This window comes from Streptomyces sp. NBC_01314, from assembly GCF_041435215.1.
Lineage (GTDB): Bacteria > Actinomycetota > Actinomycetes > Streptomycetales > Streptomycetaceae > Streptomyces.
On sequence record NZ_CP108394.1, the window covers coordinates 4,671,315 to 4,693,708 of the forward strand.

At 70.7% G+C, this 22,394-nt stretch carries 23 protein-coding genes; 9 read left to right on the forward strand and 14 right to left on the reverse strand.

Annotation, left to right across the window (positions count from 1 at the left end; genetic code table 11):
• Positions 1 to 40: 40 nt before the first annotated feature.
• The gene (locus OG622_RS20455; RefSeq protein WP_371577902.1) at positions 41 to 886 is read right to left on the reverse strand and encodes a menaquinone biosynthetic enzyme MqnA/MqnD family protein; all 846 of its coding nucleotides are present in this window, start codon (positions 884 to 886) and stop codon (positions 41 to 43) included.
• A gap of 380 nt (positions 887 to 1,266) precedes the next feature.
• On the opposite strand from OG622_RS20455, the gene OG622_RS20460 reads away from it, so the two are divergent.
• Entirely contained in the window at positions 1,267 to 1,470 is a 204-nt protein-coding gene (locus OG622_RS20460) for a cold-shock protein (RefSeq protein WP_007490911.1), read from the forward strand.
• Between the two features lie 101 nt (positions 1,471 to 1,571).
• Here the strand turns inward: OG622_RS20460 and OG622_RS20465 are convergent, their stop codons facing one another.
• Positions 1,572 to 2,204, reverse strand: a complete 633-nt coding sequence (locus OG622_RS20465; protein WP_371577904.1) for a helix-turn-helix domain-containing protein — start codon at positions 2,202 to 2,204, stop codon at positions 1,572 to 1,574.
• A gap of 77 nt (positions 2,205 to 2,281) precedes the next feature.
• On the opposite strand from OG622_RS20465, the gene OG622_RS20470 reads away from it, so the two are divergent.
• Together OG622_RS20470 and OG622_RS20475 are read left to right on the forward strand one after the other, a co-directional pair.
• Entirely contained in the window at positions 2,282 to 3,040 is a 759-nt protein-coding gene (locus OG622_RS20470) for an AzlC family ABC transporter permease (protein WP_371577906.1), read from the forward strand.
• Entirely contained in the window at positions 3,037 to 3,351 is a 315-nt protein-coding gene (locus tag OG622_RS20475) for an AzlD domain-containing protein (protein ID WP_371577908.1), read from the forward strand. The genes OG622_RS20470 and OG622_RS20475 overlap by 4 nt, the downstream gene beginning before the upstream one ends.
• A 239-nt stretch (positions 3,352 to 3,590) precedes the next feature.
• Here OG622_RS20475 and OG622_RS20480 read toward each other — a convergent pair whose 3' ends face one another.
• Positions 3,591 to 4,400, reverse strand: a complete 810-nt coding sequence (locus tag OG622_RS20480) for a hypothetical protein (RefSeq protein ID WP_371577909.1) — start codon at positions 4,398 to 4,400, stop codon at positions 3,591 to 3,593.
• A gap of 310 nt (positions 4,401 to 4,710) precedes the next feature.
• On the opposite strand from OG622_RS20480, the gene OG622_RS20485 reads away from it, so the two are divergent.
• Positions 4,711 to 7,455 (forward strand): LuxR C-terminal-related transcriptional regulator, encoded by a 2,745-nt coding sequence (locus OG622_RS20485; protein ID WP_371577910.1) that lies wholly within the window; start codon positions 4,711 to 4,713, stop codon positions 7,453 to 7,455.
• A 114-nt stretch (positions 7,456 to 7,569) separates the two neighbouring features.
• Here OG622_RS20485 and OG622_RS20490 read toward each other — a convergent pair whose 3' ends face one another.
• Positions 7,570 to 8,061, reverse strand: coding sequence for a hypothetical protein (locus OG622_RS20490; RefSeq protein WP_371577912.1), 492 nt, complete (start codon positions 8,059 to 8,061; stop codon positions 7,570 to 7,572).
• A gap of 160 nt (positions 8,062 to 8,221) precedes the next feature.
• Between OG622_RS20490 and OG622_RS20495 the strand changes: the two genes are divergently transcribed.
• Positions 8,222 to 8,704: a hypothetical protein gene (locus OG622_RS20495; RefSeq protein WP_371577914.1), complete on the forward strand. Its 483-nt coding sequence runs from the start codon at positions 8,222 to 8,224 to the stop codon at positions 8,702 to 8,704.
• Positions 8,705 to 8,746: 42 nt separating this feature from the next.
• On the opposite strand, the gene OG622_RS20500 is transcribed toward OG622_RS20495, so the two are convergent.
• Complete coding sequence (locus tag OG622_RS20500) at positions 8,747 to 10,711, reverse strand: long-chain fatty acid--CoA ligase (protein ID WP_371577916.1); 1,965 nt, start codon at positions 10,709 to 10,711, stop codon at positions 8,747 to 8,749.
• A 294-nt stretch (positions 10,712 to 11,005) separates the two neighbouring features.
• Between OG622_RS20500 and OG622_RS20505 the strand changes: the two genes are divergently transcribed.
• Together OG622_RS20505 and OG622_RS20510 are read left to right on the forward strand one after the other, a co-directional pair.
• Complete coding sequence (locus tag OG622_RS20505) at positions 11,006 to 12,088, forward strand: MaoC/PaaZ C-terminal domain-containing protein (RefSeq protein ID WP_371577917.1); 1,083 nt, start codon at positions 11,006 to 11,008, stop codon at positions 12,086 to 12,088.
• 248 nt (positions 12,089 to 12,336) lie between these two features.
• The gene (locus tag OG622_RS20510; protein WP_371577919.1) at positions 12,337 to 13,635 is read left to right on the forward strand and encodes a DUF6716 putative glycosyltransferase; all 1,299 of its coding nucleotides are present in this window, start codon (positions 12,337 to 12,339) and stop codon (positions 13,633 to 13,635) included.
• Positions 13,636 to 13,663: 28 nt separating this feature from the next.
• On the opposite strand, the gene OG622_RS20515 is transcribed toward OG622_RS20510, so the two are convergent.
• The 6 genes from OG622_RS20515 to OG622_RS20540 form a co-directional block, all read right to left on the reverse strand.
• On the reverse strand, positions 13,664 to 14,326 hold the full coding sequence (locus tag OG622_RS20515; RefSeq protein ID WP_371577921.1) for a TetR/AcrR family transcriptional regulator: 663 nt from the start codon (positions 14,324 to 14,326) through the stop codon (positions 13,664 to 13,666).
• A gap of 78 nt (positions 14,327 to 14,404) precedes the next feature.
• The gene (locus OG622_RS20520; protein ID WP_371577923.1) at positions 14,405 to 14,806 is read right to left on the reverse strand and encodes a DUF4229 domain-containing protein; all 402 of its coding nucleotides are present in this window, start codon (positions 14,804 to 14,806) and stop codon (positions 14,405 to 14,407) included.
• A gap of 111 nt (positions 14,807 to 14,917) precedes the next feature.
• Positions 14,918 to 15,442, reverse strand: a complete 525-nt coding sequence (locus OG622_RS20525) for an N-acetyltransferase family protein (RefSeq protein WP_371577925.1) — start codon at positions 15,440 to 15,442, stop codon at positions 14,918 to 14,920.
• 184 nt (positions 15,443 to 15,626) lie between these two features.
• Positions 15,627 to 16,790, reverse strand: coding sequence for an aminofutalosine synthase MqnE (mqnE, locus tag OG622_RS20530; protein WP_371577926.1), 1,164 nt, complete (start codon positions 16,788 to 16,790; stop codon positions 15,627 to 15,629).
• 77 nt (positions 16,791 to 16,867) lie between these two features.
• Positions 16,868 to 17,323, reverse strand: a complete 456-nt coding sequence (locus tag OG622_RS20535; RefSeq protein WP_371577927.1) for an Lrp/AsnC family transcriptional regulator — start codon at positions 17,321 to 17,323, stop codon at positions 16,868 to 16,870.
• A 109-nt stretch (positions 17,324 to 17,432) separates the two neighbouring features.
• Positions 17,433 to 18,131 carry a UbiX family flavin prenyltransferase gene (locus OG622_RS20540; RefSeq protein ID WP_371577929.1) on the reverse strand — a complete coding sequence of 233 codons (699 nt, stop codon included), beginning with the start codon at positions 18,129 to 18,131 and terminating at the stop codon, positions 17,433 to 17,435.
• A gap of 90 nt (positions 18,132 to 18,221) precedes the next feature.
• Between OG622_RS20540 and OG622_RS20545 the strand changes: the two genes are divergently transcribed.
• Positions 18,222 to 18,845, forward strand: a complete 624-nt coding sequence (locus OG622_RS20545; protein WP_371577931.1) for a rhomboid family intramembrane serine protease — start codon at positions 18,222 to 18,224, stop codon at positions 18,843 to 18,845.
• On the opposite strand, the gene OG622_RS20550 is transcribed toward OG622_RS20545, so the two are convergent.
• The 3 genes from OG622_RS20550 to OG622_RS20560 are packed head-to-tail and all read right to left on the reverse strand — an operon-like array spanning position 18,835 to position 21,809.
• A complete protein-coding gene (locus OG622_RS20550) occupies positions 18,835 to 19,407 on the reverse strand; it encodes a Uma2 family endonuclease (protein ID WP_371577932.1) in 573 nt (190 codons plus the stop codon). The genes OG622_RS20545 and OG622_RS20550 overlap by 11 nt on opposite strands.
• A 45-nt stretch (positions 19,408 to 19,452) precedes the next feature.
• Positions 19,453 to 20,355: a menaquinone biosynthesis prenyltransferase MqnP gene (gene mqnP, locus OG622_RS20555; RefSeq protein WP_371577934.1), complete on the reverse strand. Its 903-nt coding sequence runs from the start codon at positions 20,353 to 20,355 to the stop codon at positions 19,453 to 19,455.
• Positions 20,352 to 21,809, reverse strand: coding sequence for a menaquinone biosynthesis decarboxylase (locus OG622_RS20560; RefSeq protein ID WP_371577937.1), 1,458 nt, complete (start codon positions 21,807 to 21,809; stop codon positions 20,352 to 20,354). Before OG622_RS20560 ends, mqnP begins: the two co-directional genes overlap by 4 nt.
• A 117-nt stretch (positions 21,810 to 21,926) precedes the next feature.
• Between OG622_RS20560 and OG622_RS20565 the strand changes: the two genes are divergently transcribed.
• Positions 21,927 to 22,337, forward strand: a complete 411-nt coding sequence (locus OG622_RS20565; protein WP_371577939.1) for a PLD nuclease N-terminal domain-containing protein — start codon at positions 21,927 to 21,929, stop codon at positions 22,335 to 22,337.
• Positions 22,338 to 22,394: the final 57 nt, after the last annotated feature.

The following is a 22,394-nucleotide window of genomic DNA, read 5'->3' on the forward strand; positions in this document are numbered from 1 at the left end:
GAAATTCCGGGAAGTTCGCCGGGGCTCCCCGGGGAAATGGTCAGGAAAGCAGGTCGACCTTCACGTCCGCCGGAAATCCGGTGGTCGGGCCGACCCGCCGCGCGAACTCGGCGACCGCGCTCAGCTGGGGGCCGCCGAAGCGGAAGTCCAGGGTGGTGAAGTACCGCTCCAGGACCCGCTCGTCGAAGGCCTCCCAACGGGCCGCCTGCTCGGCGACCTTGGCCACCTCGGTCAGGGACAGGTCGCGGGAGGCCAGGAACGCCTGGTGCACCTTGCGCGTGACCTCCGGCTCCCGCTCCAGGTAGTCCCGCCGCGCCGCCCACACCGCGAAGACGAACGGCAGCCCCGTCCACGCCTTCCACATGGCGCCCAGGTCGTGCACCTCCAGCCCGTAGTTCGGGCCGTCGAGCAGGTTGGCCCGCAGCGCCGCGTCACCGATGAGCACCGCGGCCTCCGCCTCCTGCATCATCAGCGGGAGGTCGGGCGGGCAGGTGTAGTAGGACGGCTGCACGCCGACGCTCTCGGCCAGCAGCAGTTGCGCCAGGCGCACGGAGGTGCGCGAGGTGGAGCCCAGTGCGACGCGTGCGCCGTCGAGGCGGTCGAGGGGCACCTGGGAGACGATGACGCAGGACATCACCGGCCCGTCGCAGCCGACGGCGATGTCGGGGAAGGCGACCAGGTCGTCCGCGTTGCGGAGGAACTCGACGAGCGTGATGGGCCCGATGTCGAGGTCCCCGCGCACCAGCTGCTCGCTGAGCTTCTCAGGGGTGTCCTTGGTCAGCTCGAAGTCGAGGAGCGTGCCCGTTCTCGCGAGCCCCCAGTACAGGGGCAGGCAGTTCAGGAACTGGATGTGGCCGACGCGCGGCCGGTTGCGAGAATTGTCCACATCGCGAGGCTAGCCCTCGTTGGATACAGTGCGGGCTCCGGGGGCCGGGAGAGGCTCGCCAAACCGGATGTACACCCCGTGTCAATACTTTCGACGGCGTGTCGTTCGTGGGGCCGGTGGTGCAGAAGAGGCGATGCGTCAACCGGCGGATCGGACCGATCAAACATCCGGGTGACGTGATCTAGGCCTCTATTGCATTCCCGTGCCTGCGTGCTAGGCTCGCCGCAAGTTGCAGTTTGGTTTCCCTTGCAGTACAGAGCCTGCGGAGAATGTAACCGCAGGCTCTCGACGTTTTCAGACGTATGCAGTTGTGCGGCATCTTGTTTTCACACTTGCAGGGTTCTGGAGCAGGGCAAACCCTTTGGGCCCAAGGAGGGCTTATGGCTACCGGAACCGTGAAGTGGTTCAACGCCGAAAAGGGCTTTGGCTTCATCGCCCAGGAAGGTGGCGGCCCGGACGTTTTCGTCCACTACTCCGCCATCAATGCGAACGGTTTCCGTTCGCTGGAGGAGAACCAGCAGGTCTCCTTCGACGTGACGCAGGGCCCGAAGGGCCCGCAGGCGGAGAACGTCACGCCCGTCTGATCGAGGGATGCCCCTCTGACGACGTCTGAGAGCAGTACCCAAGGAGCCCCTTGCCTTTCGGCGCAGGGGCTCCTGCCTTTTGCCCGCACAGGTGCCGACCCCTAAATGTGCTGCATCACGAGGACGAACGAAGTCCCTGACGCCAGCGCTTCGTACGAGTGCGGCACGTCGCCCCGGAACGCCATGTAATCTCCGGGGCCGAGTTCGACCTCCTCGCCCCTCGGTCCCGCCTTCACCCGGCCCGTGCTCACGGTGAGGTGCTCCACCGTCCCCGGAATGTGCGGCTCCGACTCCCGTACCGACCCCGGTTCGAGGTGGGTCCGGTAGATGTCGCGGCGCGCGCCCGGCGGGCTCGCGGACAGCAGGACCGCCGTGTAGCTGGAGTGCTCGGAGTGGACGGTGGGCCCCTCGCCCGCCCGGACCACCTGCACCGCCGGGACCGGCGGCTCGATCAGCGCACTGAACGGCACCTCTAGCGCCACGCCCAGCGCCCACAGCGTCTCCATGCTCGGATTGCCGCTCGCCGACTCCAGCTGCGACAGCGTCGACTTGGCGATCCCGGCGCGTTTGGCCAGCTCGGAGAGGGAGAGACCGGCGCGGGTGCGCTCCCGCCGGAGCGAGGCGGCGATCCAGTCGAGGGGGAGGCGGGACGGGGCCCGCCCCTCGCCTCCGGACACCGCGTCCGAAGCCCCGCCCACTCCACCCGCCCCACCCGCCGCGCCCGCTCCGCCCATCCCACTCACTCCGTTCGCTACAGAAGTACGAACGTTCGCCTTGACGAACGACCCGCCTGCTGTTCATTGTAGGAACCATGCGTTCGCTTCTCCGAACACTCCAGGCTCATGATCCCGCGCTGCTCCGGGACATCTCCCTCGTCTGCCTCGCCGGTGGTGTGGTCGGCGTCTCCTTCGGCGCGATCTCGGTGGCGGGCGGGCTGCCGGTGTGGGTGCCGGTGGTGATGTCGGTCGTCGTGTACGCGGGGGCGGCGCAGTTCAGCGCGGTCGGGATCCTGCTGGCCGGAGGCGGACCGTTCGCGGCGGCGGCCACGGGGCTGCTGCTCAACACCCGTACGGCGGCGTTCAGTCTGGCGGTCGCCGATGTGCTGGGACCGGGGAGGCCGGCCCGGTTCGTGGGCGCGCACCTCGTCACCGACGAGACGGTGGCCTTCGCCCTGGCCCAGCGCGATCCCGTACGGCGCCGGGTCGCGTTCTGGGTCTCGGGGATCGGCCTCTTCACGGTCTGGAACGTGTGCGTCCTGGCCGGGGCCCTCGCCGGTACCGCGCTGGGCGATACCTCCACGTACGGCCTCGACGCCGCCTTCCCCGCCGTGCTAGCCGCGCTGGTCCTGCCCGCCCTGCGGGAGCAGCCGCCCGTGCGGCGGGCCGCGTCGCTGGGCGCGGTGGCGGCACTGGCGGCGACTCCGGTGACACCCACGGGGGTCCCTGTGCTGCTGGCACTGGCCGGGCTGGTGGTGTGGCGGGCGTCGCCGAACGCGTCGGACCTATCGGATGTATCGGATGGTTCCTATGCGGCGGACTCGGCGGACTCGGCGGACGGGAAGGTGTCATGAGTCCGGTCGTCAGCGCGATGGTCGTGCTCGCCGTGGGGACGTACGCCTTCCGGCTCACCGGGCCCGCGCTGCACGGGCGGGTCGAGATCCCCGCACGGGTGCGGGAGTTGCTGGCAGGGGCGGCCGTGGTGCTGCTGGTGGCGTTGCTGGCCACGGGCGCCCTGACCGAGGGCGGCGGTTTCGCCGGGTGGGCTCGACCCGTCGGGGTGCTCGTGGGCGGGGTGCTCGCGTGGCGGAGGGCGCCGTTCGCGGTGGTGGTGCTGGGGGCGGCGGCGACCACGGCGGGGCTGCGGGCGATGGGGGTCGGTTAGCCGGAGCTACGGGGAGAGGCCGGCCGGACCTACGCACTCGGGCCTTCGCCGCCGCTTGCTCCACCGCCGTCCCGGACGCGTGGTGTCAACGTACCGAATGGGTCGTCCCAGGCCCTGGCTCGGCGACGCGCACTCCGGCGAGTTCTGTACGAAGCGTCATGCAGTACGACCCATGCGGCGCGCTGCCGGGATACCAGAGATAGTCAGCGGCGGAAGGACTCACTCCTGCCTCACCGCCTCTACGGTGCCCGCCGGGCGCCCCGCGCGACCAGTTCGTCCAGGACCCGCCGGACTCGCATGCCGGAGCCGAGGTCGGGTTCGAGTCCCTTGCCCTTGAGGAGGGCGGTGAGGGAGGCCTGGACGACCTCGGCGCCCTCCGGGGCGACCCGCTTGGAGACCTCCAGCCACTCCAGACCGGCACCGTCGGCGTCACCGCCCTCGGTGGGCAACGTGCAGTGCTCCAGGGTCACTTCGTGATGGCCGAGGCGTACGCCGCGTCGGCGGACCGTGTGGACAGGGCCGAGGACGTCGAGTGAGCCGAAGCCGACGTCGATGTCGGCACAGTCGGCGAGGAAGGCGCGCTGGCTGTCGGAGAAGACGAGGTCCAGCGGCTCGGTGCCGGTGGCGGCGGCTTCCACGGCCGTACGCCCGCAGTCGGAGACGAGGGTGGCGGAGAGGGCCCGGCGGTCACCCGACCAGGCTCCCGCCAGGTGGAAGGAATCCGGTCCCTGCTCACGGAAGCGCAGCCAACGTTCCGAGAGCCGGGACCGGCGACAGGGCCGCAATTCCGCGGTCACGGCCCCGCCTCGCCCGCTCCCCGCCCATAGGCGCAGGATCAACCCCGCATCCAGAAGCGGCAGTTGTCCTGGCGCCGTGGAGCGGGCGAGTGCCTCACAGAAGTAGACGCGGCGCCGGGCTCCCCCGGTGTCCGGCGCCAGCGCCCAGGTCGCGGCGACCGCGCCCGCACCCGAGAACGTCACCTTGATCTCGACCGAGTCGAGCCGGTCGGATCCTGAGGTGAGATCCCCGCGTCCCACGGATGCCGGCATGGGCCGTCCCCCTAGTTCCGCGACCTGGTTCATTCCCCTGATTCCCCTGAGTTGCGAACCTCTGTGGTGCGAACCTCTGTGGTGCGTACCTCTTGTGTTGCGATCCCTCTGTGATGCGACCCCCCTGTTGTGCTGTGTCGCAAGACCATTGAAGGCCCGGGGCCGCCCCCCTCGCTTCCGGGAAGTCCCTACATCTCCCCTGTCGACTCCCCTGGGGGCATGATGGACGGGCGGGGCCGGGCGCAGGCGGGCACCAGGGGGTGGCGCATTGTTACGGGGACTCGTCGGTCGGGAGCGGGAACGCCGGCTGATGGACGACCTGCTCGTGGCAGGTGGTGTGGGTGGGGCGGCGCTGTTGCTGTGGGGCGAACCCGGCATCGGAAAGACCGCCCTGCTGGACTACGCGGCGGAGCGGGCGACGGCCGGAACGCCCGGCGCGGCAGCGGGGACGGTCCTGCGTGCCCGGGGCATCGAGACCGAGACCGTGCTCCCCTTCGCCACCCTCGGCGACCTACTGATGCCCTATTCATCCCTTTTCAGGGAACTCCCCGGCGTCCAGCGTTCGGCCCTGGAATCCTGCCTGGCCCTGAGTGGCGACCCGGCGGACCCGCCGGGCAATCCGTACGCCGCCTGCATGGGCGCCCTCAATGTCCTCGCGGCGCTGGGCGACGAGCACCCGGTCGTCGTCCTCGTCGACGACCTGCACTGGGTGGATCCCTCCTCCCAGCGTGTCCTCCTCTTCGTCGCCCGCCGCCTGTCGAGCGAGCGGGTCGCCCTGGCCCTCGGTTCCCGCGAGGACCACGGCGAGTCGGGGCCGCGCCGCTCCATCCCCGCCGTGCAGGTGGGCGGGTTGGCGCCGGAGGAGTGCGCCACGCTGCTGGACGGCCGCGTGACACCCGACGTACTCGCCGACCTCGTCCGCATCAGCGGCGGCAATCCGCTCGCCCTGCGGGAGATCGCGAGCGGGCTGACGGACGAACAGGCGTGTGGTGAGCGGCCGTTGCTGGACCCGCCGTCCCTCGGCAGTCATCTGGAGCGCGCCTGGGCGACCCGTATCGACGGCCTGCCGGACCCCGCCCGACGGGCGCTGGTCGTGCTGGCGGCCGGCCGTTCGACGGCGGCGGGCCCGCTGCGGAAGGCTCTGGAGGCGGCCGGTCTCTCCCTCGACGCGCTCTCCCCCGCCGAGGAGGACGGCCTGATCACGGCCACGGCGGACGGGCTGGACTTCCACCACCCGGTGCTGCGCGCACTGGTGCTGGGCCGCGCTCCCCTCGCACACCGGTACGCCGCGTTCCAGGCGCTGGCCGAGGTGACGACGGGCCCGCTGCACGCCTGGTACCGGGCGTCCGCGACCCCCGGACCCGACGAGGAGGCCGCGGCGGCGCTCGCCGAGGCCGCGCGGGAGGCCCGCCGCCGCAGCGCCTTCGGCGAGTCGGCCCTCGCCTGGCGCCGCGCCGCCGAACTCACCCCCGACCCCGCGCCCCGCGCCGACCGTCTCCACCACGCCGCCTCCGACGCCCTGCTCAGCGGCTCCCCGGCGGGCCCGCAGTGGTGCGAGGAGGCCCTGCGCATCACCCCCGACCCGGCCGTACGGGCCGCCATCCAGGGCCTGTTGGGCCGGATGTACACCTGGAAGGGCGAGACGGCGCAGGCGTACGGCCTCCTCGTGGACGCCGCCGACGCCGTACGCGACACCGACCGCACCCGTGCCTGTCTGCTTCTCGCGGAGGCGACGGCCGCCGCGCGTCTCGACGGCCATGTCCCGGCGGCGGTACGTGTGGCCGAGGAGTCCCTCGCCCTCGCCTCCGAGTCCGGCCCCGAACGCTGGTACAGCCTCACCCTCCTCGGCGGCGCCCTCGTCATGTCCGGCCGTACGGCCGAGGGCCGCGAGATGCTGGAGGCCGCCGACCGCCACGGCACCGGCGGCGACCCCGTCCGCGACCAGCAGGTGTACGCGATCGCCGGGCAGGCCTGGAGTCGCGTGGAGGAGTTCGCCCGTGGGCGCCGGCTGCTCAACACGGCCGTGGAGTCGGCCCGGCGGCACAGCGCGGTGGGCGTGCTGGGCTTCACCCTCGCCGTACGGGGCGAGTTGGAGACCCGGATCGGCCAGTGGGCCTCCGCACGCGGCGACTTGACGGAGGCCCTGCGCTGGGCGGAGGAGCTGGGCCAGCTGACGTGCGTGAGTTACGCGCTGTACTGCCTGGCCCGCCTCGAAGCCCTGCGCGGCGACCGCGTCGAGTGCGAGGAGCATGTGGCGCGGGCTCGGCGGGAGTGCGGGGCGTACGGGATCGGCTGCCAGGAGTTCCACATGACGGCGGTGCTCGGCCTGTCGGCGCTCGCCCACGGCGACCACGAGGCGGCGACCGACCAGCTGGAGCAAACGTTGTCACTGGCCTTGGAGCAGGGCATCGGCAACCCGGAGGTGGTCCCGTTCGCGGCCGACCTGGCCGAGGCGCACGTACGGGCGGGGAACGCCGCGCGGGCCACCGAGGTGGTGTCCTGGCTGGAGGAACGGGCGCGGGAGACGGGCCTCGCGTCGGCGGAGGCGGCGGCGGCCCGGGTCCGGGGGTTGCTGGCGGGGACGCCGGAGGAGGCGGAGGCGTGTTTCGGGGAGGCGTCGAAGGCCCACCGACGCACGACGGGCCCCTTCGACTGGGCGCGGACGCAACTGTGCGAGGCGGAGGTGTTGCGACGCTACCGCCGCCCGGCGGCCGCGCGCGCACCGCTGGCCTCCGCCCTGGCCTGCTTCGAACGGCTCGGCGCGGTCCCCTGGGCCCGCCGCGCGGCGAGCGAACTGGCCGCGGCGGGGGGCGTGTCGAGCCCCGCCCGGTCGACCGCGGGCGGCATGGGCGGCGCCCTGAACCAGCTGACCCCCCAGGAGTTCCAGGTGTCCCGCGCCATCGCCCGCGGCCTCAACAACACGGAGGCGGCGGCATCGCTGTTCGTCTCCCGCAAGACGGTCGAGGCCCATCTCACCCGCGTCTACCGGAAGTTGCACGTGCGGTCGCGGACGGACCTGACGCGGTTGCTCACGGCGGCGGATCTGGTGGACTGAGGACGACGTGTCACCCGTCCCCCGGGTCCGCCTTCCTCGCGGGCTGGAACAGCCGTGGCCTGCCCGCTTGATCAGTCGCGGGCTCTCCACGAGAGCACTGGCGGGGACGGTGGCTCAGTGCCGTTCCTTGAAGTGCGTCGCCGCGAAGATTCCCGCGGCGGCGCAAGCGAGTGTCCCGGCGGCGACGAACAGCCCTCCGTCGTCGCCGGGCGGGACCAGGGGCATGTCCCATCCCAGCAACCGCACGAACACCCACGCGTACGCCCACCCGGTCACCCCGAGGGCGGCGAACACCAGGGCGACCTTGCCGTTGGCGGAGGTGGACAGGGAGCGGATGTCGTCCAGCACCTGCCGTGCGCCCAGGGCTTCTCCCTCTTCCCGCTGCCTTTGCAGGTGCCTCTCGTGGAGGCCGAGGAACAGGAAGGCGACGACGAACACGACCAGTGCGGTGGAAAAAAGGTGGACTGCGGTGCTGTCGTCCTGGTCGGTCGACGTGAGGGTCCGTGCGGCGGACCAGCTCCACAGCGCGGCGGCCAGGAGCGAGCCGGCCATGGAGAGCTTGCCCCACTTCGAGGACAGCAGTTGTGTCACGCGTCTTCGGATCATGCGACGACACGGTATCGGCCTTGTCTGAGCATGCGACGGGCTGTTGAGCGGGGAGTTCGTCGGTCCGTACAACCGAATCCGGCTGAGATGACTCTTCGAGGGAGGAGCCGGAGGACGGGTTGGCCGGGTCGGCGAAACGGGACGGGGCGGGTCGACGTTGATGAGGAAGCGGGGCGTTCTGCTGTGCTGTGGCGGGTTGGTCCTCGGGGTCGCGGTCGGGGCGGCCGTGTGGTGGAACTGGTTCCGGGCGCCGTACGCGCTCGCCGACTCGCCCCGGATCGATGTGGCCGTGCGGGCCGCGAAGTCGGAGTATCCCGATGTCCGGGAGACCGCCGAGGACGTCGACACCGTCGTGCGGGCGTATGTGCAGCGGCTCAAGGCAGGTGACGTGGAGGGGCTCATGGAGCTGGCGGGGCCGGCGTACGACGGGACCCGGGGCGCGGCCTACGAGCAGGTGCGGGAGTTCGGCGAGGGCGCCCGCGGGCATGTCGACGTCACCGTGCTGGAGGGGGTCGTGGACTACTTCAATCCCGTCCGGCTCACCTACGACAGGACCGACCAGCGGCAGGAGTTGCTGCTGGTCAAGGACGACGGGTTCTGGTGGGTCGCGCTGGGGGACGGTGATCCGGCCGCCGGGCAGTAGTCCACTTCCGCGTCACCACCCCGCGGTTCACCACCCCGCGGGTTACTTCTCGTACAGCCCCTCGATCTCCGTCGCGAAGGACCGCTCCACGACCTCCCGCCGCAGCTTCATCGACGGGGTGAGGTGGCCCTGCTCCTCCGTGAAGCCGCCGGGGACGATCGTGAACCGGCGGATGGACTCGGGGCGGGAGACGAGGCGGTTGGCCTCGTCCACCGCGCGCTGCAGGACGGATCGCAGGTCCGGGTCCGTGGCGAGGTGTTCGAGGGGGGTGTTCTGCTTGGCGTTCATCAGGGCCCAGTGGGTGATGCCCTCGGGGTCCAGGGTCAGCAGGGCGGTGACGTAGGGGCGGCGATCGCCTATGACCATGGCGTGGGCGATCAGGGGGTGGGAGCGGAGCCAGTTCTCCAACGGGGCCGGGGCCACGTTCTTGCCGCTGTCCGTGACCAGGATCTCCTTCTTGCGGCCGGTGATCGTGAGGTAGCCCTCGTCGTCGAGCTGTCCGATGTCACCGGTGGCGAACCAGCCGTCGGGGCCCGCCGGGACGACTCCGCCGGCCTGGGGGTCCCAGTAGCCGCGGAAGATCTGGCCGCCGTGGAGGAGGATCTCGCCGTCGGCGGCTATGCGGACCCGCGTGCCGGGCAGGGGCCGGCCGACGGTGCCCAGGCGGGGGCGGTTGGGCGGGGTGACGGTCACGGCCGCCGTCGTCTCCGTCATGCCGTAGCCCTCGAAGACGTCGATGCCCGCGCCCGCGTAGAAGGCGGCCAGGCGGCGGCCGAGGGGACTGCCGCCGCAGATGACGTAACGGACCCGGCCGCCCAGCGCCTTGCGGATGCGGCGGTAGACCAGGGGGTCGTAGAACGTGCGGGCCGCCTTGAGCAGGGCGGAGGGGCCGGGGCCGGCGCCGTGCTGCTCGGCTTCCAGGGCCTCGCCGTAGCGGCGGGCCACGGCGGAGGCTCGGTCGTACGAGGACGCGCGGCCCATGCGTTCGGCGGAGGCGCGGGCCGTGTTGAAGACCTTCTCCATGACGTAGGGGATGACCAGGAGGAACGTCGGGCGGAAGGACTTGAGGTCGGCGAGGAGGTCCTCCGTGCGGAAGCTCGGCGAGTGGCCCAGGCGGACCCTCGCCCGCATACATCCGATCGCCACCATGCGGCCGAACACATGGGCGAGGGGCAGGAAGAGGAGGGTGGAGGCCTCCTCGTCCGTCTGCGCGCGGAAGATGGGGTAGAGGAGGTCGATGGCGTTGTCGACCTCGGCGCAGAAGTTGCCGTGGGTGAGGGCGCAGCCCTTGGGGCGGCCGGTCGTGCCCGAGGTGTAGATGAGGGTCGCCAGGGTGTCGGGGCCGAGCACCCCACGCCGTACGGCCACTTCCTGGTCCGACACGTCCCGGCCCAGCTCAGCCAGCCGGTCCAGGTGGCCCTTCTCGAAGACCCACATGTGACGCAGGTCGGGGATGCGGTCGAGCTCGGGGCCGAGGGCGGCGGCCTGGCCCGCCGTCTCCACGGCCAGCGCCACCGCGCCCGAGTCCTGGAGGATCCAGCGGGTCTGGAAGACGGAGGAGGTCGGGTAGACGGGGACCGTCACCAGGCCCGCCGCCCAGGCCGCGAAGTCCAGGAGCGTCCACTCGTACGTCGTCCGCGCCATGATCGCGATACGGTCGCCCGGCATCAGGCCCTCGGCGATCAGGCCCTTCGCCAGCGCGAGCACCTCGGCGGCGAACTCGGTGGTGGTCACGTCCCGCCACCCGCCTTCACCCTCGCCCTTGTCCGCGTCCCTGTGCGCGTCGTCGCCCGCGTTCTTCTCCGCAGCCGTGGGCGTACCCCTGTGCTTGCGGCTGAGGACGACCGAGTCGGGTGCGTGGATCGCGTTGTCGAAGGGGATGTCCGCGAGCGAGCCGTAGGTCACGGGTGGGGCGAGCGCGGGGACGTACGCCTCTCGCACGGTGCCGTCCAGCCGCTTCAACTCGGGGTCCACCAGCACGGGTTCGGTGTGTTCGAGGCTGGACACGGGCGGCTCCTGGGCGTTCGGTGTGCCCGGATCGTACGGGATTGGTGTGTGAGGTACGTGTGAGTGTGGCGATGGTCCGGAGACGGAACCGGGCCGGGGCTGTGCAGTGTCGCTGACCGCCCGTGTACGGCTCACGCGCAGGTCAAGGGCCTACCAAGTTACCTGAGGGTCGCTCGTTTCCTGGGGCTCATGAAAGGACTGCCCGGCCCTTACCCTGGGTAACCTGACTTTTGACCAAGAATGCGGATCCGGCGCGGGGAGCGGAGCCCGGCGCGAGGAAGGGAAGACCGTCCGATGCGCCCGATGCACACCCTCACCCTCACCGACCGGCCCGCCCTCAGTCCCCTTCTCGCCCGGGGCGCCCTCCTCTCGCCGTGCAAGAGCCTCAAGCTCCCGCGCGTGGCCGCCCGGTACGCCGCCGACGCCGACACCGGCCGTGACTCCGGCGCGGCCTCCCGGTCCACGTCCCCCGGCCGGTTCGCCCGGCTCGTCCTCCCCGGCGTCCGGATCGACCTCGCCCGGCTCGCCGCGTACGAGCGCGTCTGCGGGTTCCCCACCGGGGAGGACGCCGTTCCGCTGACCTACCCGCACGTCCTCGGCTTTCCGCTCGCCATGCGGATCATGGCCGGCCGGGACTTCCCGCTGCCCCTCCTCGGGCTCGTGCACACGTCGATCGAGATCACCCGGCGACGCCGACTGCCCGCCACCGGGGAGTACGAGATCACCGTGTACGTCGACCAACTGGCGCCCCATCGGCGGGGCACCGAGGCGACGGTGGTGACCGAGGTACGGGACGGGGCCGAGGACGCGGGCGGGGTCGCCTGGGAGTCACGGAGCACGTATCTCGCCCGGCACCGGCGGAGCGAGGACTCTCGCGCACGGCGTGGCGAGGATGCGCACCCCGGCGGGGGTGAGGACCCGCACCCCGGCAGGAGTGAGGATGCGCGCGCCGGCGGGAGTGAGGATCCTCGCGCCGATGGGAGTGAGCGGACGCGGGAGGAGCGGAAGCCGTTGCCCGCCGTCGCCGAGTGGCGCTTGGCCGGGGATGTGGGGCGGCGGTACGGGGCGGTGTCCGGGGACCGCAATCCGATCCATCTGCATCCGTTCGGCGCCCGCCTGTTCGGTTTCCCCCGGGCGATCGCGCACGGCATGTGGACCGTGGCCCGCTGTCTCGCCGAGCACGGCACGCCCCCGGCGACCCTCGTCCGCGCGGAGTTCCGGGCCCCGGTACCGCTGCCGGGCGCGGTGACGTACGCGGCGGACGGCGAGGCGTGGGGCGGCTTCGAACTGCGGAGCGGCGACGCCCCCGGACCGGGCGGGGAACGGGTCCGCCCGAGGGTCCATGTGAAGGGCCACGTGTACCCGCTCGTTGCCTGAGCACACGTGAACATCATTCGAACTCTTCTCGACGCGCAGACGGCGGAGATCACCGGGTCTTTCGGTCAAGTCGCTTGCAAATCAAGGTAGTTGAGACGTGCGACGCAGCGGACGGACAGACTCCGCCCGGACTTCGCGACAAAACGCCCATCCGACACTCAGGAATTCTTCTTAATCTCTCCGCACCGCGCGAACATGCCGAACCGGGTCGCGCGCCGGACGCTTCACGCCAGGAAGGGCCCTGAGCCATGCCTCCCAGACGCATCGCCGTACTCGCCGACTCGGACACCCGCTGGAAATGGGGCGCGGCCGTGGCTCAGCAGCTCGCACCCGGGCACGCGCTCGACGCGTACTTCCTGAGCGGTCGGTCGACCCCGACCGAGCGGCAGCTCGCCGAGATCGGGATCGTCCCCGACACCCGGCGCGAGGTGTCCGCCGCAGAGCTGGTCGACGACCAGGAGCTGGCCGCCGCCGACATCGTGGTGATGGCGCTGCTGGGCGGTACGGTCCTCACGCTCACGCACAGCCTGGGGCTGGCGTGGGACGGGCGGGAGCGGCGGCCCATCACCGTCACCGGGTACGTCGGTGTCGTCTACGAGAAGATGGTCGACGGGCTGATGACCCGTGCCGGCAGTGACGTCGTCCTCGCCAACTCGGCGTACGACGCGGGCCGCTTCCGGAAGGCGTTCACGAGCGTGGGCGTCGACCCGGACACGGTCGTGGAGTGCGCGCTGCCGTTCCTCGGGGGTGACCCGTATCTGCCGTCGGCCTCCGGGGAGCGGCCGTTCACACTGACGTTCGCCGTGCAGCCCTCCGTGCCGAAGGGGAAGGCGTCCCGGCTGGCGCTGCTCGAACGGGCCGCCGCACACGCCCGCCGGCACCCCGACCGTGAGGTGCTGGTCAAGCTGCGCAGCCTGCCCGGCGAGGCGACCACCCACGTCGAGGCAGACCCGTACCAGCTCCTCGTCGAGCAGCTGGCCGAGACCGCGCCGGCCAACCTCCGGCTCGTCTACGGCAACATGGGCGAGGTTCTCGACCGTACCGACCTGCTGGTGACGGTCAGCTCCACGGCCGCGCTGGAGTCGATGCACCGGGGCATCCCCACCGCGATCCTCACCGACTTCGGTGTCCGCGAGGCCCATGGCAACCACTATTTCCTCCACTCCGGCTGCCTCGCCTCCTGGGACGACATCGACGCGGGGGCGCTGCCGCAGCCCGACCCGGTCTGGTCGGCGGCCCAGGGCATCGGCAAGTCCGACCCGTACGCCGCCGCCCGCGCCCGCGTCGCCGCGCTCCGTGTCGCCGGGCCCCTGCCGCCGCTCCGCCCCTACTACACGCCCCAGCGCGCGAGCCTCTACCTCGGTGACCTCCTCCAGCGCCACGGCCTCGACGAGAAGGGCCGGCCCCTCTCTGCACCGCTCACCACGGGTGACGCGGGCCGTGTCAAGGCCGTGGTCCGCCGTGTGGCCCGTAGCGGGGCGAAGTCGCTGTACCGGGTGGGGCGGCAGCGGGTGGCGCCCACGTTGCGGAAGTGGGGGGCGGCGTAACACACCACCCGCACCCGCCCCACAGCCGTCACTCCCCGGGCTCTTCAACGGGCGGCGGCGGTGTCCAGGGGCGCCCCTCCATCAGGTCTCCCAGCCCCGCCCACGCGAAGTTCATCAGGGTCGCGGCGGCCTGGCGGGCGGTGATGCCGGGGGTGGCGTTGGCCCAGGCGGCGAGGGCCTCGGCGGCGCCGACGAGGCCCTCGGCGAGACCGGCGACCTCGCGCTCGGGCAGCGACGGGTCGCGGCGGGCCTCCCGGGCGCCGGCCAGGATCAGCCCGGTCACGAACGCGACCATCTCCTCACGCATCGCCGCCACTTCGGCGGCGAACGGCTCGCCGTGCGTACGGGCCTGGAGGTGCAGCACGGCCCAGGCGTCCGGGTTGCGCCCGGTGTGTGTGAAGAACGCCCGCAGCCCTTCCCAGAGTTGGCGGTCGGCGGGCAGTTCGGGGTTCACGCCGGCGCGTACGGCGGTGGTCAGCGCCTTGGTCTCGCGGCGGATGCAGGCCGTGAAGAGGTCTTCCTTGGAGTTCAGGTACAGGTACACCAACGGCTTGGACACACCCGCCAGTTCGGCGATCTCGTCCATCGACGCGGCCCGGTAACCGCGCTGCCCGAACGTCCGCACCGCCGCGTCCAGCATCTGTTGTTCCCGCACCGCGCGGGGCATCCGTTTGCTCTTCACAGCACCCATACGGGCAAGCGTACGGTTCGGACGGCGGGGACGGACCCACGCGTCGGGCGGGGTCTGCGTGCGGTGCTGCGTGCGGTGCTACGAAGCCTTGCCGGATGCCGGCTGGGCGGCCTTGGCCGGCTCGGCACTCTCGGCGGCCTCGCCGCTCTCGCCGTTCCCGGCGGTCTCGGCCGTCTCCGGGCTCTGCGTCCTCGCCTCGTCGTCGACCTCGTCCTCCTGGCTGCGGTTGGCCGCGAGGTTGGACTTGACGCGGTCGATGGAGCGGTCGAGGCGGGGGGCGATCCGGGCGGAGGCCCTGTCGCGCTCCTTGCGGAGCGCCACGAAGCTGATCGGCGCGGAGACCAGGAGGGAGAGGACGACGATCCACATGCCGTTGGAGGCGCCGAGGCCGCGCGGGGCGATGCCGGAGTAGACGAGGGCCCAGACGACCACGAAGCAGCCCACGAAGATACCGAGGCGCATCAGTGTGTAGCGGAGCATCTCAATCCACTCTTCCGTTTCCGTTCCGAACGTTGCCGAAGGGCATCGTCCAGTGAAGCACGGTCGGCATGCGATCTTGCAGGGGGGTGCGGGCGCCCCGCCGGGCCGGCCTCAGGTCAGCGGCAGGAGCATCGTGATGTCGTCGCGGTGGTCGTCGGGGGCCACGCGGATGGCGTCGGGGACGCGGCCGACCTCCTTGTAGCCGCAGGAGGCGTAGAAGTGTTCCAGGCCGAGGCCGCCTCGGCAGCCGAGGCGGATGGCGTCTATGCCGTCGAAGCCGCGGGCCGCGGATTCGGCCGCCCTCATGAGGTCGCGGCCGTAGCCCCTGCCCTGGTGGGCGGGGTGGACCATCACCGTGTACAGCCAGACCCAGTGGGTCATCAGGCGGTGGGTGTTGAAGCTGAAGAAGGCGGTGGCGGTGGGGGTGCCGTGGTCGTCGAGGCCGAGGAGGAGGCGGTGTCTGCCTTCTGCCATGGCGATCAGGTGCTTGAGGAGTTCCGGGCGTATGACCTCCGGAGTGACCGGGGGGACGAAGCCCACGGCTCCGCCGGCGTTGGAGACGGCTGTCCAGAGGGTGAGGATGCCTTCGTGGAGGGTGGGGGTGAGGGGTGGGTCCAGGTGGAACGTAAGGGGCATGGAGTGACCGTAGCCATTACGTGCGGGTCGCCTCAAGAGGGATTCGCCCCCGCCGCCCCTACCCGTCCCTTCCTCCAGGGGCTGCGCCCCGTGCTTTTTCGGGCCGAAAGGGCCGTAGGCCCTTGGGGGCGCGGGGAACTGCGCGACCAGCCCCCACTCACCCGCAGTCGAAGAACCGGCCGGATCAGACCCGCATCGGCTGGGGGGATTCCCTCCGCGCCGGGTCCGGGCCGTCGTACTCGCGGATGATCTCGTACCTCGTGTTGCGTTCCACCGGGCGGAAGCCCGCGTCGCGGATGAGGTCCAACAGGTCCTCGCGGGTCAGCTTGTTCGGCGTGCCGTAGTTGTCCGCGTCGTGGGTGATCTTGTACTCGACGACCGAGCCGTCCATGTCGTCGGCGCCGTGCTGCAGCGCCAGCTGGGCCGTCTGGACGCCGTGCATGACCCAGAAGACCTTGACGTGGGGGACGTTGTCGAAGAGGAGGCGGGAGACCGCGAAGGTCTTCAGCGCCTCCGCGCCCGTGGCCATCTGGGTGCGGGCCTGGAGGCGGTTGCGTACCTTGCCGTCCTGCATGTCCACGAAGTCGTGCTGGTAGCGCAGGGGGATGAAGACCTGGAAGCCGCCGGTCTCGTCCTGCAGCTCACGCAGGCGCAGGACGTGGTCCACCCGGTGGCGCGGCTCCTCGATGTGGCCGTAGAGCATCGTGCAGGGGGTCTTGAGACCCTTCTCGTGCGCGAGGCGGTGGATCCGCGACCAGTCCTCCCAGTGGGTGCGGTGGTCGACGATGTGCTGCCGGACCTCCCAGTCGAAGATCTCCGCGCCGCCGCCGGTGAGGGATTCGAGACCGGCGTCGATCAGCTCGTCCAGGATCTCCGACGCCGACAGGCCGCTGATCGTCTCGAAGTGGTGGATCTCCGTGGCCGTGAAGGCCTTCATCGACACGTTCGGGAGGGCGGCCTTCAGCTCCTTCAGCGAGCGCGGGTAGTAGCGCCACGGGAGGTTCGGGTGCAGGCCGTTGACGATGTGCAGCTCGGTGAGGCTCTCGCCCTCCATCGCCTTGGCGAGCTTCACCGCCTCCTCGATGCGCATCGTGTACGCGTCCTTCTCCCCCGGCTTGCGCTGGAAGGAGCAGTACGCGCACGACGCCGTGCACACGTTGGTCATGTTGAGGTGGCGGTTGACGTTGAAGTGGACGACGTCGCCGTTCTTCCGCGTCCGCACCTCGTGCGCCAGCCCGCCCAGCCAGGCCAGGTCGTCCGACTCGTACAGCGCGATGCCGTCCTCGCGGGTCAGCCGCTCACCGGAACGGACCTTCTCCTCCAGCTCGCGCTTGAGCCCGACGTCCATGCCCACACCTTTCACCGACCGACCTGCCTGCGTACCCTGCGTACCTCGAAGACCTCGTCAACCCTACGTCTACTCCCCTACTCCTCCTCGGGCAGCTCACCCACCCGGTTCTCCCACTTCGTGGAGAGCACGATCGTCGTACGGGTCCGGGAGACACCCTTCGTGCCGGAGAGCCGGCGGATGGTCTTCTCCAGGCCGTCGACGTCGGGGGCGCGCACCTTGAGCATGAACGAGTCGTCGCCCGCGATGAACCAGCAGTCCTCGATCTCGGCCAGGTCCCGCAGCCGGTGCGCCACGTCCTCGTGGTCGGCGGCGTCGGAGAGGGAGATGCCGATGAGCGCGGTCACGCCGAGGCCGAGGGAGGCCGCGTCGACGGTGGCGCGATAACCGGTGATGACACCGGCCGCCTCCAGCCGGTTGATGCGGTCGGTGACACTGGGTCCCGACAGACCGACGAGGCGTCCCAGCTCCGCGTAGGAGGCCCGGCCGTTCTCCCTCAGGGCCTGGATGAGCTGCCTGTCCACCGCGTCCATGCGATCGGTTGCCTTCCGCTGAAGAGTTGCGTTGTGGGTGCTGCGTGAGAGTGGTGTCGTGGGTGCCGCGTGAGAGTGGTACGGGGCGAGAGGTGAGCGTGTACGGCGCTCAGGTGGGGGTGTGGGAAGCGCGCGCCCCGCCCACGTCGCCCTCCCAGCGCCGGTACAGGGTGTGCGGGACGCCCGCCGCGTCCAGCGCCCGTCCGGCGACGAAGTCCACCAGGTCCTGGATGTGTGTGGCTCCCGCGTAGAAGGCCGGTGACGCGGGCAGTACGGTCGCGCCCGCCTCGTCCAGGGTCACCAGATGTCGCAGGGTCTGTCCGTTCAGCGGGGTCTCGCGTACGGCGACCACGAGGCGCCGGCCCTCCTTGAGGGTCACGCTCGCCGCCCGCTGCAGCAGGTCCTTGGAGAGCCCCAGGGCCACGCCCGCGACGCACGCCGTCGACGCGGGGACGATCAGCATCCCCTTGACGGGGTACGAACCCGAGGACGGTCCGGCGGCCAGGTCGCCGGCGCTCCAGTGCCGGACGCGGTCGCCGTCGAGGTCCACGGTGAACGTGCCGGGTTTGCCGTCGGCACCGTGGGACAGCCATTCCCGCAGGTCGTCGCGCCAGTGGGCATCGCGGAAGGAGATTCCCGTCTCGTCCAGCAGGGTCAGCCGCGAGGCCCGGGACACCACGAGGTCGACGCTCTCGCCTGCGGCGAGGAGCGCGCGCAGCACCGCCGCGGCGTATGGGGTGCCGGATGCGCCGGACACCCCTACGATCCAAGGCGTACGCGGCGTCTCTCCTGGCTTGACTGGGTTCACGACACCGAGCCTATCCGGCGCCGCGGAACGGGAACCGGTCAAGGGGGCACGGCCGTTTCCCGGAGGGACGAGTTGACTCGGGGGTTCGACATGGCTGGTGGAGTACGTGGGGCGCTGAGCCCGGAACGGAAGTGGTCGCGCGGGGACCGCGCGAAGGCCGCTGCCAAGCTCATGGTGGGCTGGGTGGCGTTGCTGTGGCTGCTCGAAGTGATCGATGTGGCGACGGGGCACTCGCTGGACGAGTTCGGGATCGTGCCGCGTTCGGTGCCGGAGCTGGTCGATGTCGTGCCGGCCTCGTTCATCCACTTCGGCTTCGGCCATGTCGCGGCGAACAGCGTGCCGCTGCTGGTGCTGGGGTTTCTCGCGGCGCTGGGCGGGCTGCGCCGGTTCGTCGCCGTCTGTGCGCTGATCATCGTCGCCGACGGGATGGGTGTCTGGCTGATGTCCCCGGACAACACGAACACGGCGGGGGCGTCCGGCGTCGTCTTCGGCCTCTTCGGCTTCCTCGTCGTCACCGGCTTCGTCGAGCGGCGGCTGCTGGGGGTCGCGGTGGGGGTGCTGGTGGCCGCGGTCTGGGGCGGCGCGATCCTCGGCGGCATCGCCCCCACGGAGACCGGCATCAGTTGGCAGGGCCATCTGATCGGGCTGGTGACGGGGGTGGTGGCGGCGTTCCTGTTCCGGCGCCGCGAGCCCCGCGGGGCGCTCAGCGCGTAGGGCGCGCCTTGGGGTCCACGGGGAGGCGGGCGGTGGCGAACGTCAGCTTGCCCAACGGGGAGTCGACGGTGAGGTCGATGCCGTAAGGGATGGTGTCGCGGCCCCGGTAGCCGTCGGGGCCGGGGTTCCACATCGTGACGCAGTGGCCTTTGAGCGGGTCGAAAACCAGATAGTTGGCGATACCGCGAGAGGCGTACCAGCGGGGCTTGAGTTCATAGTCACGGCGGATGCTGCCCTGGGACACGACCTCGACGACAAGCTCGATGAGGTCGGGTGAGTACGCGCCGTCGTTCTTCGCCACCTCCACCGTGGGAATGATCGCCAAGTCGGGGCAGAACTCGTTCTCCTCGTCGAAGGGGAAGGCGACATCGCTGGTGAAGCCCCATTCCTCGGCCACCTGCTCCCGCAGGGTGTTCCACACCAGTCGGATGGTCTCCGCGTGGTGCGGCTTGACCGGACTCATCATGATGCTGCCCTCGACAATCTCCGTCAGATGGCCGGGGAACATGTCCTCGAACCGGCTGAGCTGCGAGTGCAGGCGGTCAATGCCCGAGACGGTCACGCTGGCCTCCCTGGGGTCCTGCTCTCGATGGTAGGCCGACGGTAATCAGAGGGTCAGACCGCGAACCAGAAGATCCAGCAGCGCACACACGAACAGGGCAATGCCGATGAACCCGTTGACGCTGAAGAACGCCCGGTTCAGGCGGGACAGGTCGTGCGGCCGCACGATCGTGTGCTCGTACACGAACGCGCCCGCGACGATCGCCAGGCCCAGCCAGAGGAAGGCACCCGCGTCGGTGAGGACGGCGTACCAGACGAACAGCGCTGTAGTCAGGGCGTGGCAGACGCGCGCCGCCCACACCGCCGCCGGGATGCCGAAGCGGGCCGGGACCGACAGGACGCCGGACTCGCGGTCGGAGTCGACGTCCTGGCAGGCGTAGATGAGGTCGAAGCCACCGATCCAGATGCCGACGGCCAGACCGAGGACGACCGCGTCCCAGGACCAGGTACCCGTGATCGCGAGCCACCCGCCCACCGGCCCCATGGCCTGCGCGAGGCCCAGGATGGCCTGGGGGTAGTTCGTGAAGCGTTTGCCGTAGGGGTAGACGACCATCGGGATCACGGCGACGGGGGCGAGCGCCAGGCAGAGCGGGTTCAGCAGCGCCGCCGAGCCGAGGAAGACGACGACCGCGATCAGCGCGCCCGCCCAGGCGTGGCGCACCGACATCGCGCCCGTCACCAGCTCACGGTGGGCCGTACGCGGGTTACGGGCATCGATCTCGCGGTCGATGATCCTGTTCACGGCCATCGCGAACGTCCGCAGGCCCACCATGCAGATGGTGACGAGGAGCAGCCGGGCCCAGTGGATGTTGCCGTCCAGCCGGAACATGGCGGTGAGCGCGGCGATGTACGCGAAGGGGAGCGCGAAGACCGAGTGCTCGATCATCACCAGCCGCAGGAAGGCCTTCGTCCGGCCCGGCTGCGGGATCGCGGCGGAGGCGCTGCTCACAGGCCGTACTCCTTCCAGCGGCGGTCGACCAGGGCCGCCGTGGCCGGGTCCGACTCGACCATGTCGGGCCAGCCCCCGTCCCGGGTGTAGCCCTCCTCGGTCCACTTCTTCGTGGCGTCGATGCCCGCCTTGCCGCCCCAGAACTGCTGGTAGGAGGCATGGTCCAGGTGGTCCACCGGGCCCTCGACCACCGAGAGGTCGCGGGCGTAGTCCGTGTTGCCGAGGGCGCGCCAGGCGACCTCGTGGAGGTCGTGGACGTCGCAGTCGGAGTCGACCACCACGATCAGCTTGGTCAGGGACATCATGTGGGCGCCCCAGATCGCGTGCATGACCTTCTGCGCGTGCTTGGGGTACTTCTTGTCGATCGAGATGATCGCGCAGTTGTGGAAGCCGCCGGCCTCGGGGAGGTGGTAGTCCACGATGTCCGGGACGATGATCTTCAGCAGTGGCAGGAAGAAGCGTTCCGTCGCGCGGCCCAGGGGCCCGTCCTCCGTCGGCGGGCGGCCGACGACGATCGACTGGAGCAACGGCCGCTTCCGCATCGTCACGCAGTCGATCGTCAGGGCGGGGAACGGTTCCTGCGGGGTGTAGAAGCCGGTGTGGTCGCCGAACGGGCCCTCGGGCAGCATCTCGCCGGGCTCCAGCCAGCCCTCGATCACGACCTCCGCCTGCGCCGGCACCTGCAGCGGCACCGTCTTGCAGTCGACCATCTCGATCCGCTTCCCCGAGACGAACCCGGCGAACAGGTACTCGTCGATGTCACCGGGCAGCGGGGCCGTGGAGGCGTACGTCACGGCGGGCGGGCAGCCGAAGGCGATGGCGACCGGCAGGCGCTCGCCGCGCTTGGCGGCCACCTGGTAGTGGTTGCGGCTGTCCTTGTGGATCTGCCAGTGCATACCGATGGTGCGCTTGTCGTGGCGCTGGAGCCGGTAGAGGCCGAGATTGCGGATGCCGGTCTCGGGGTGCTTGGTGTGGGTGAGGCCGAGGTTGAAGAAGGAGCCGCCGTCCTTCGGCCAGGTGAACAGCGCCGGCAGCTGCTCCAGATCCACCTCGTCACCCCTGAGGACCACCTCCTGGACGGGGGCACTGTCCGCCTTCACCTTCTTCGGCGGGACGTGCGCCATCGCGCCGAGCTTCCCGAACGCCTCGCGCACGCCCACGAAGCCGTGGGGCAGCTCGGGCTTGAGCAGGCCGCCGATCTTCTCGCTGATCTCGCCGTACGACTTGAGGCCGAGGGCCTTCAGCAGGCGGCGGTCCGTGCCGAAGACGTTCATCGCGAGGGGCATCGAGGAGCCCTTCACGTTCTCGAAGAGCAGGGCGGGGCCGCCGGTCTTGTTGACCCGGTCGACGATCTCCCCCACCTCCAGGTAGGGGTCGACTTCGGCCTTGATGCGCTTGAGATCGCCCTCGCGCTCCAGTGCGCGGAGCAGGGAGCGAAGATCGTCGTAAGCCATGGGGCCAAGTATCCCCGAGGGGCTACCCTGACCCCGTCACGGGGCCCCGCGCGCGGCTCCGCCGTCGTTCCCGGCGGCCGGTCGTCCGGCCCGCCACCGCTTTCAGGGGGCTCTTCCATGCTCAGGGTGTTGCTGTATCTCGTGCCGTTGGCGCTGACGATCTACGCGTTCATCGACTGCCTCAACACCCCCGAGGACGAGGCGAAGCACCTGCCGAAGATCGCCTGGGTCTTCATCATCCTGCTCTTCTGGATCGTCGGCCCCATCGCCTGGCTCGCCGCCGGCAAGCTGCGCAACGCCCCCGAGGGCGGACGCACGCCCTCCGAGTGGCACCGCGACCACCGCACGGAGTACGTCGCCCCCGACGACAACCCCGAGTTCCTGAAGTCCCTCGCCGAGGACAACAAGAAGGACGAGTCCCTCCTCAAGAGCTGGGAGGCCGACCTCCGCCGCCGCGAGGAGGAACTGAAGCGGCAGGAGGAGGAGAAGAAGGGCGAGAAGCGGGACAAGAAGGACGGCGAGGAGTAGCGGACGGAGTAAAGGGCGCGGCGACGGCGTAACAGGCGGCGAGGAGTGGCAGTCCTC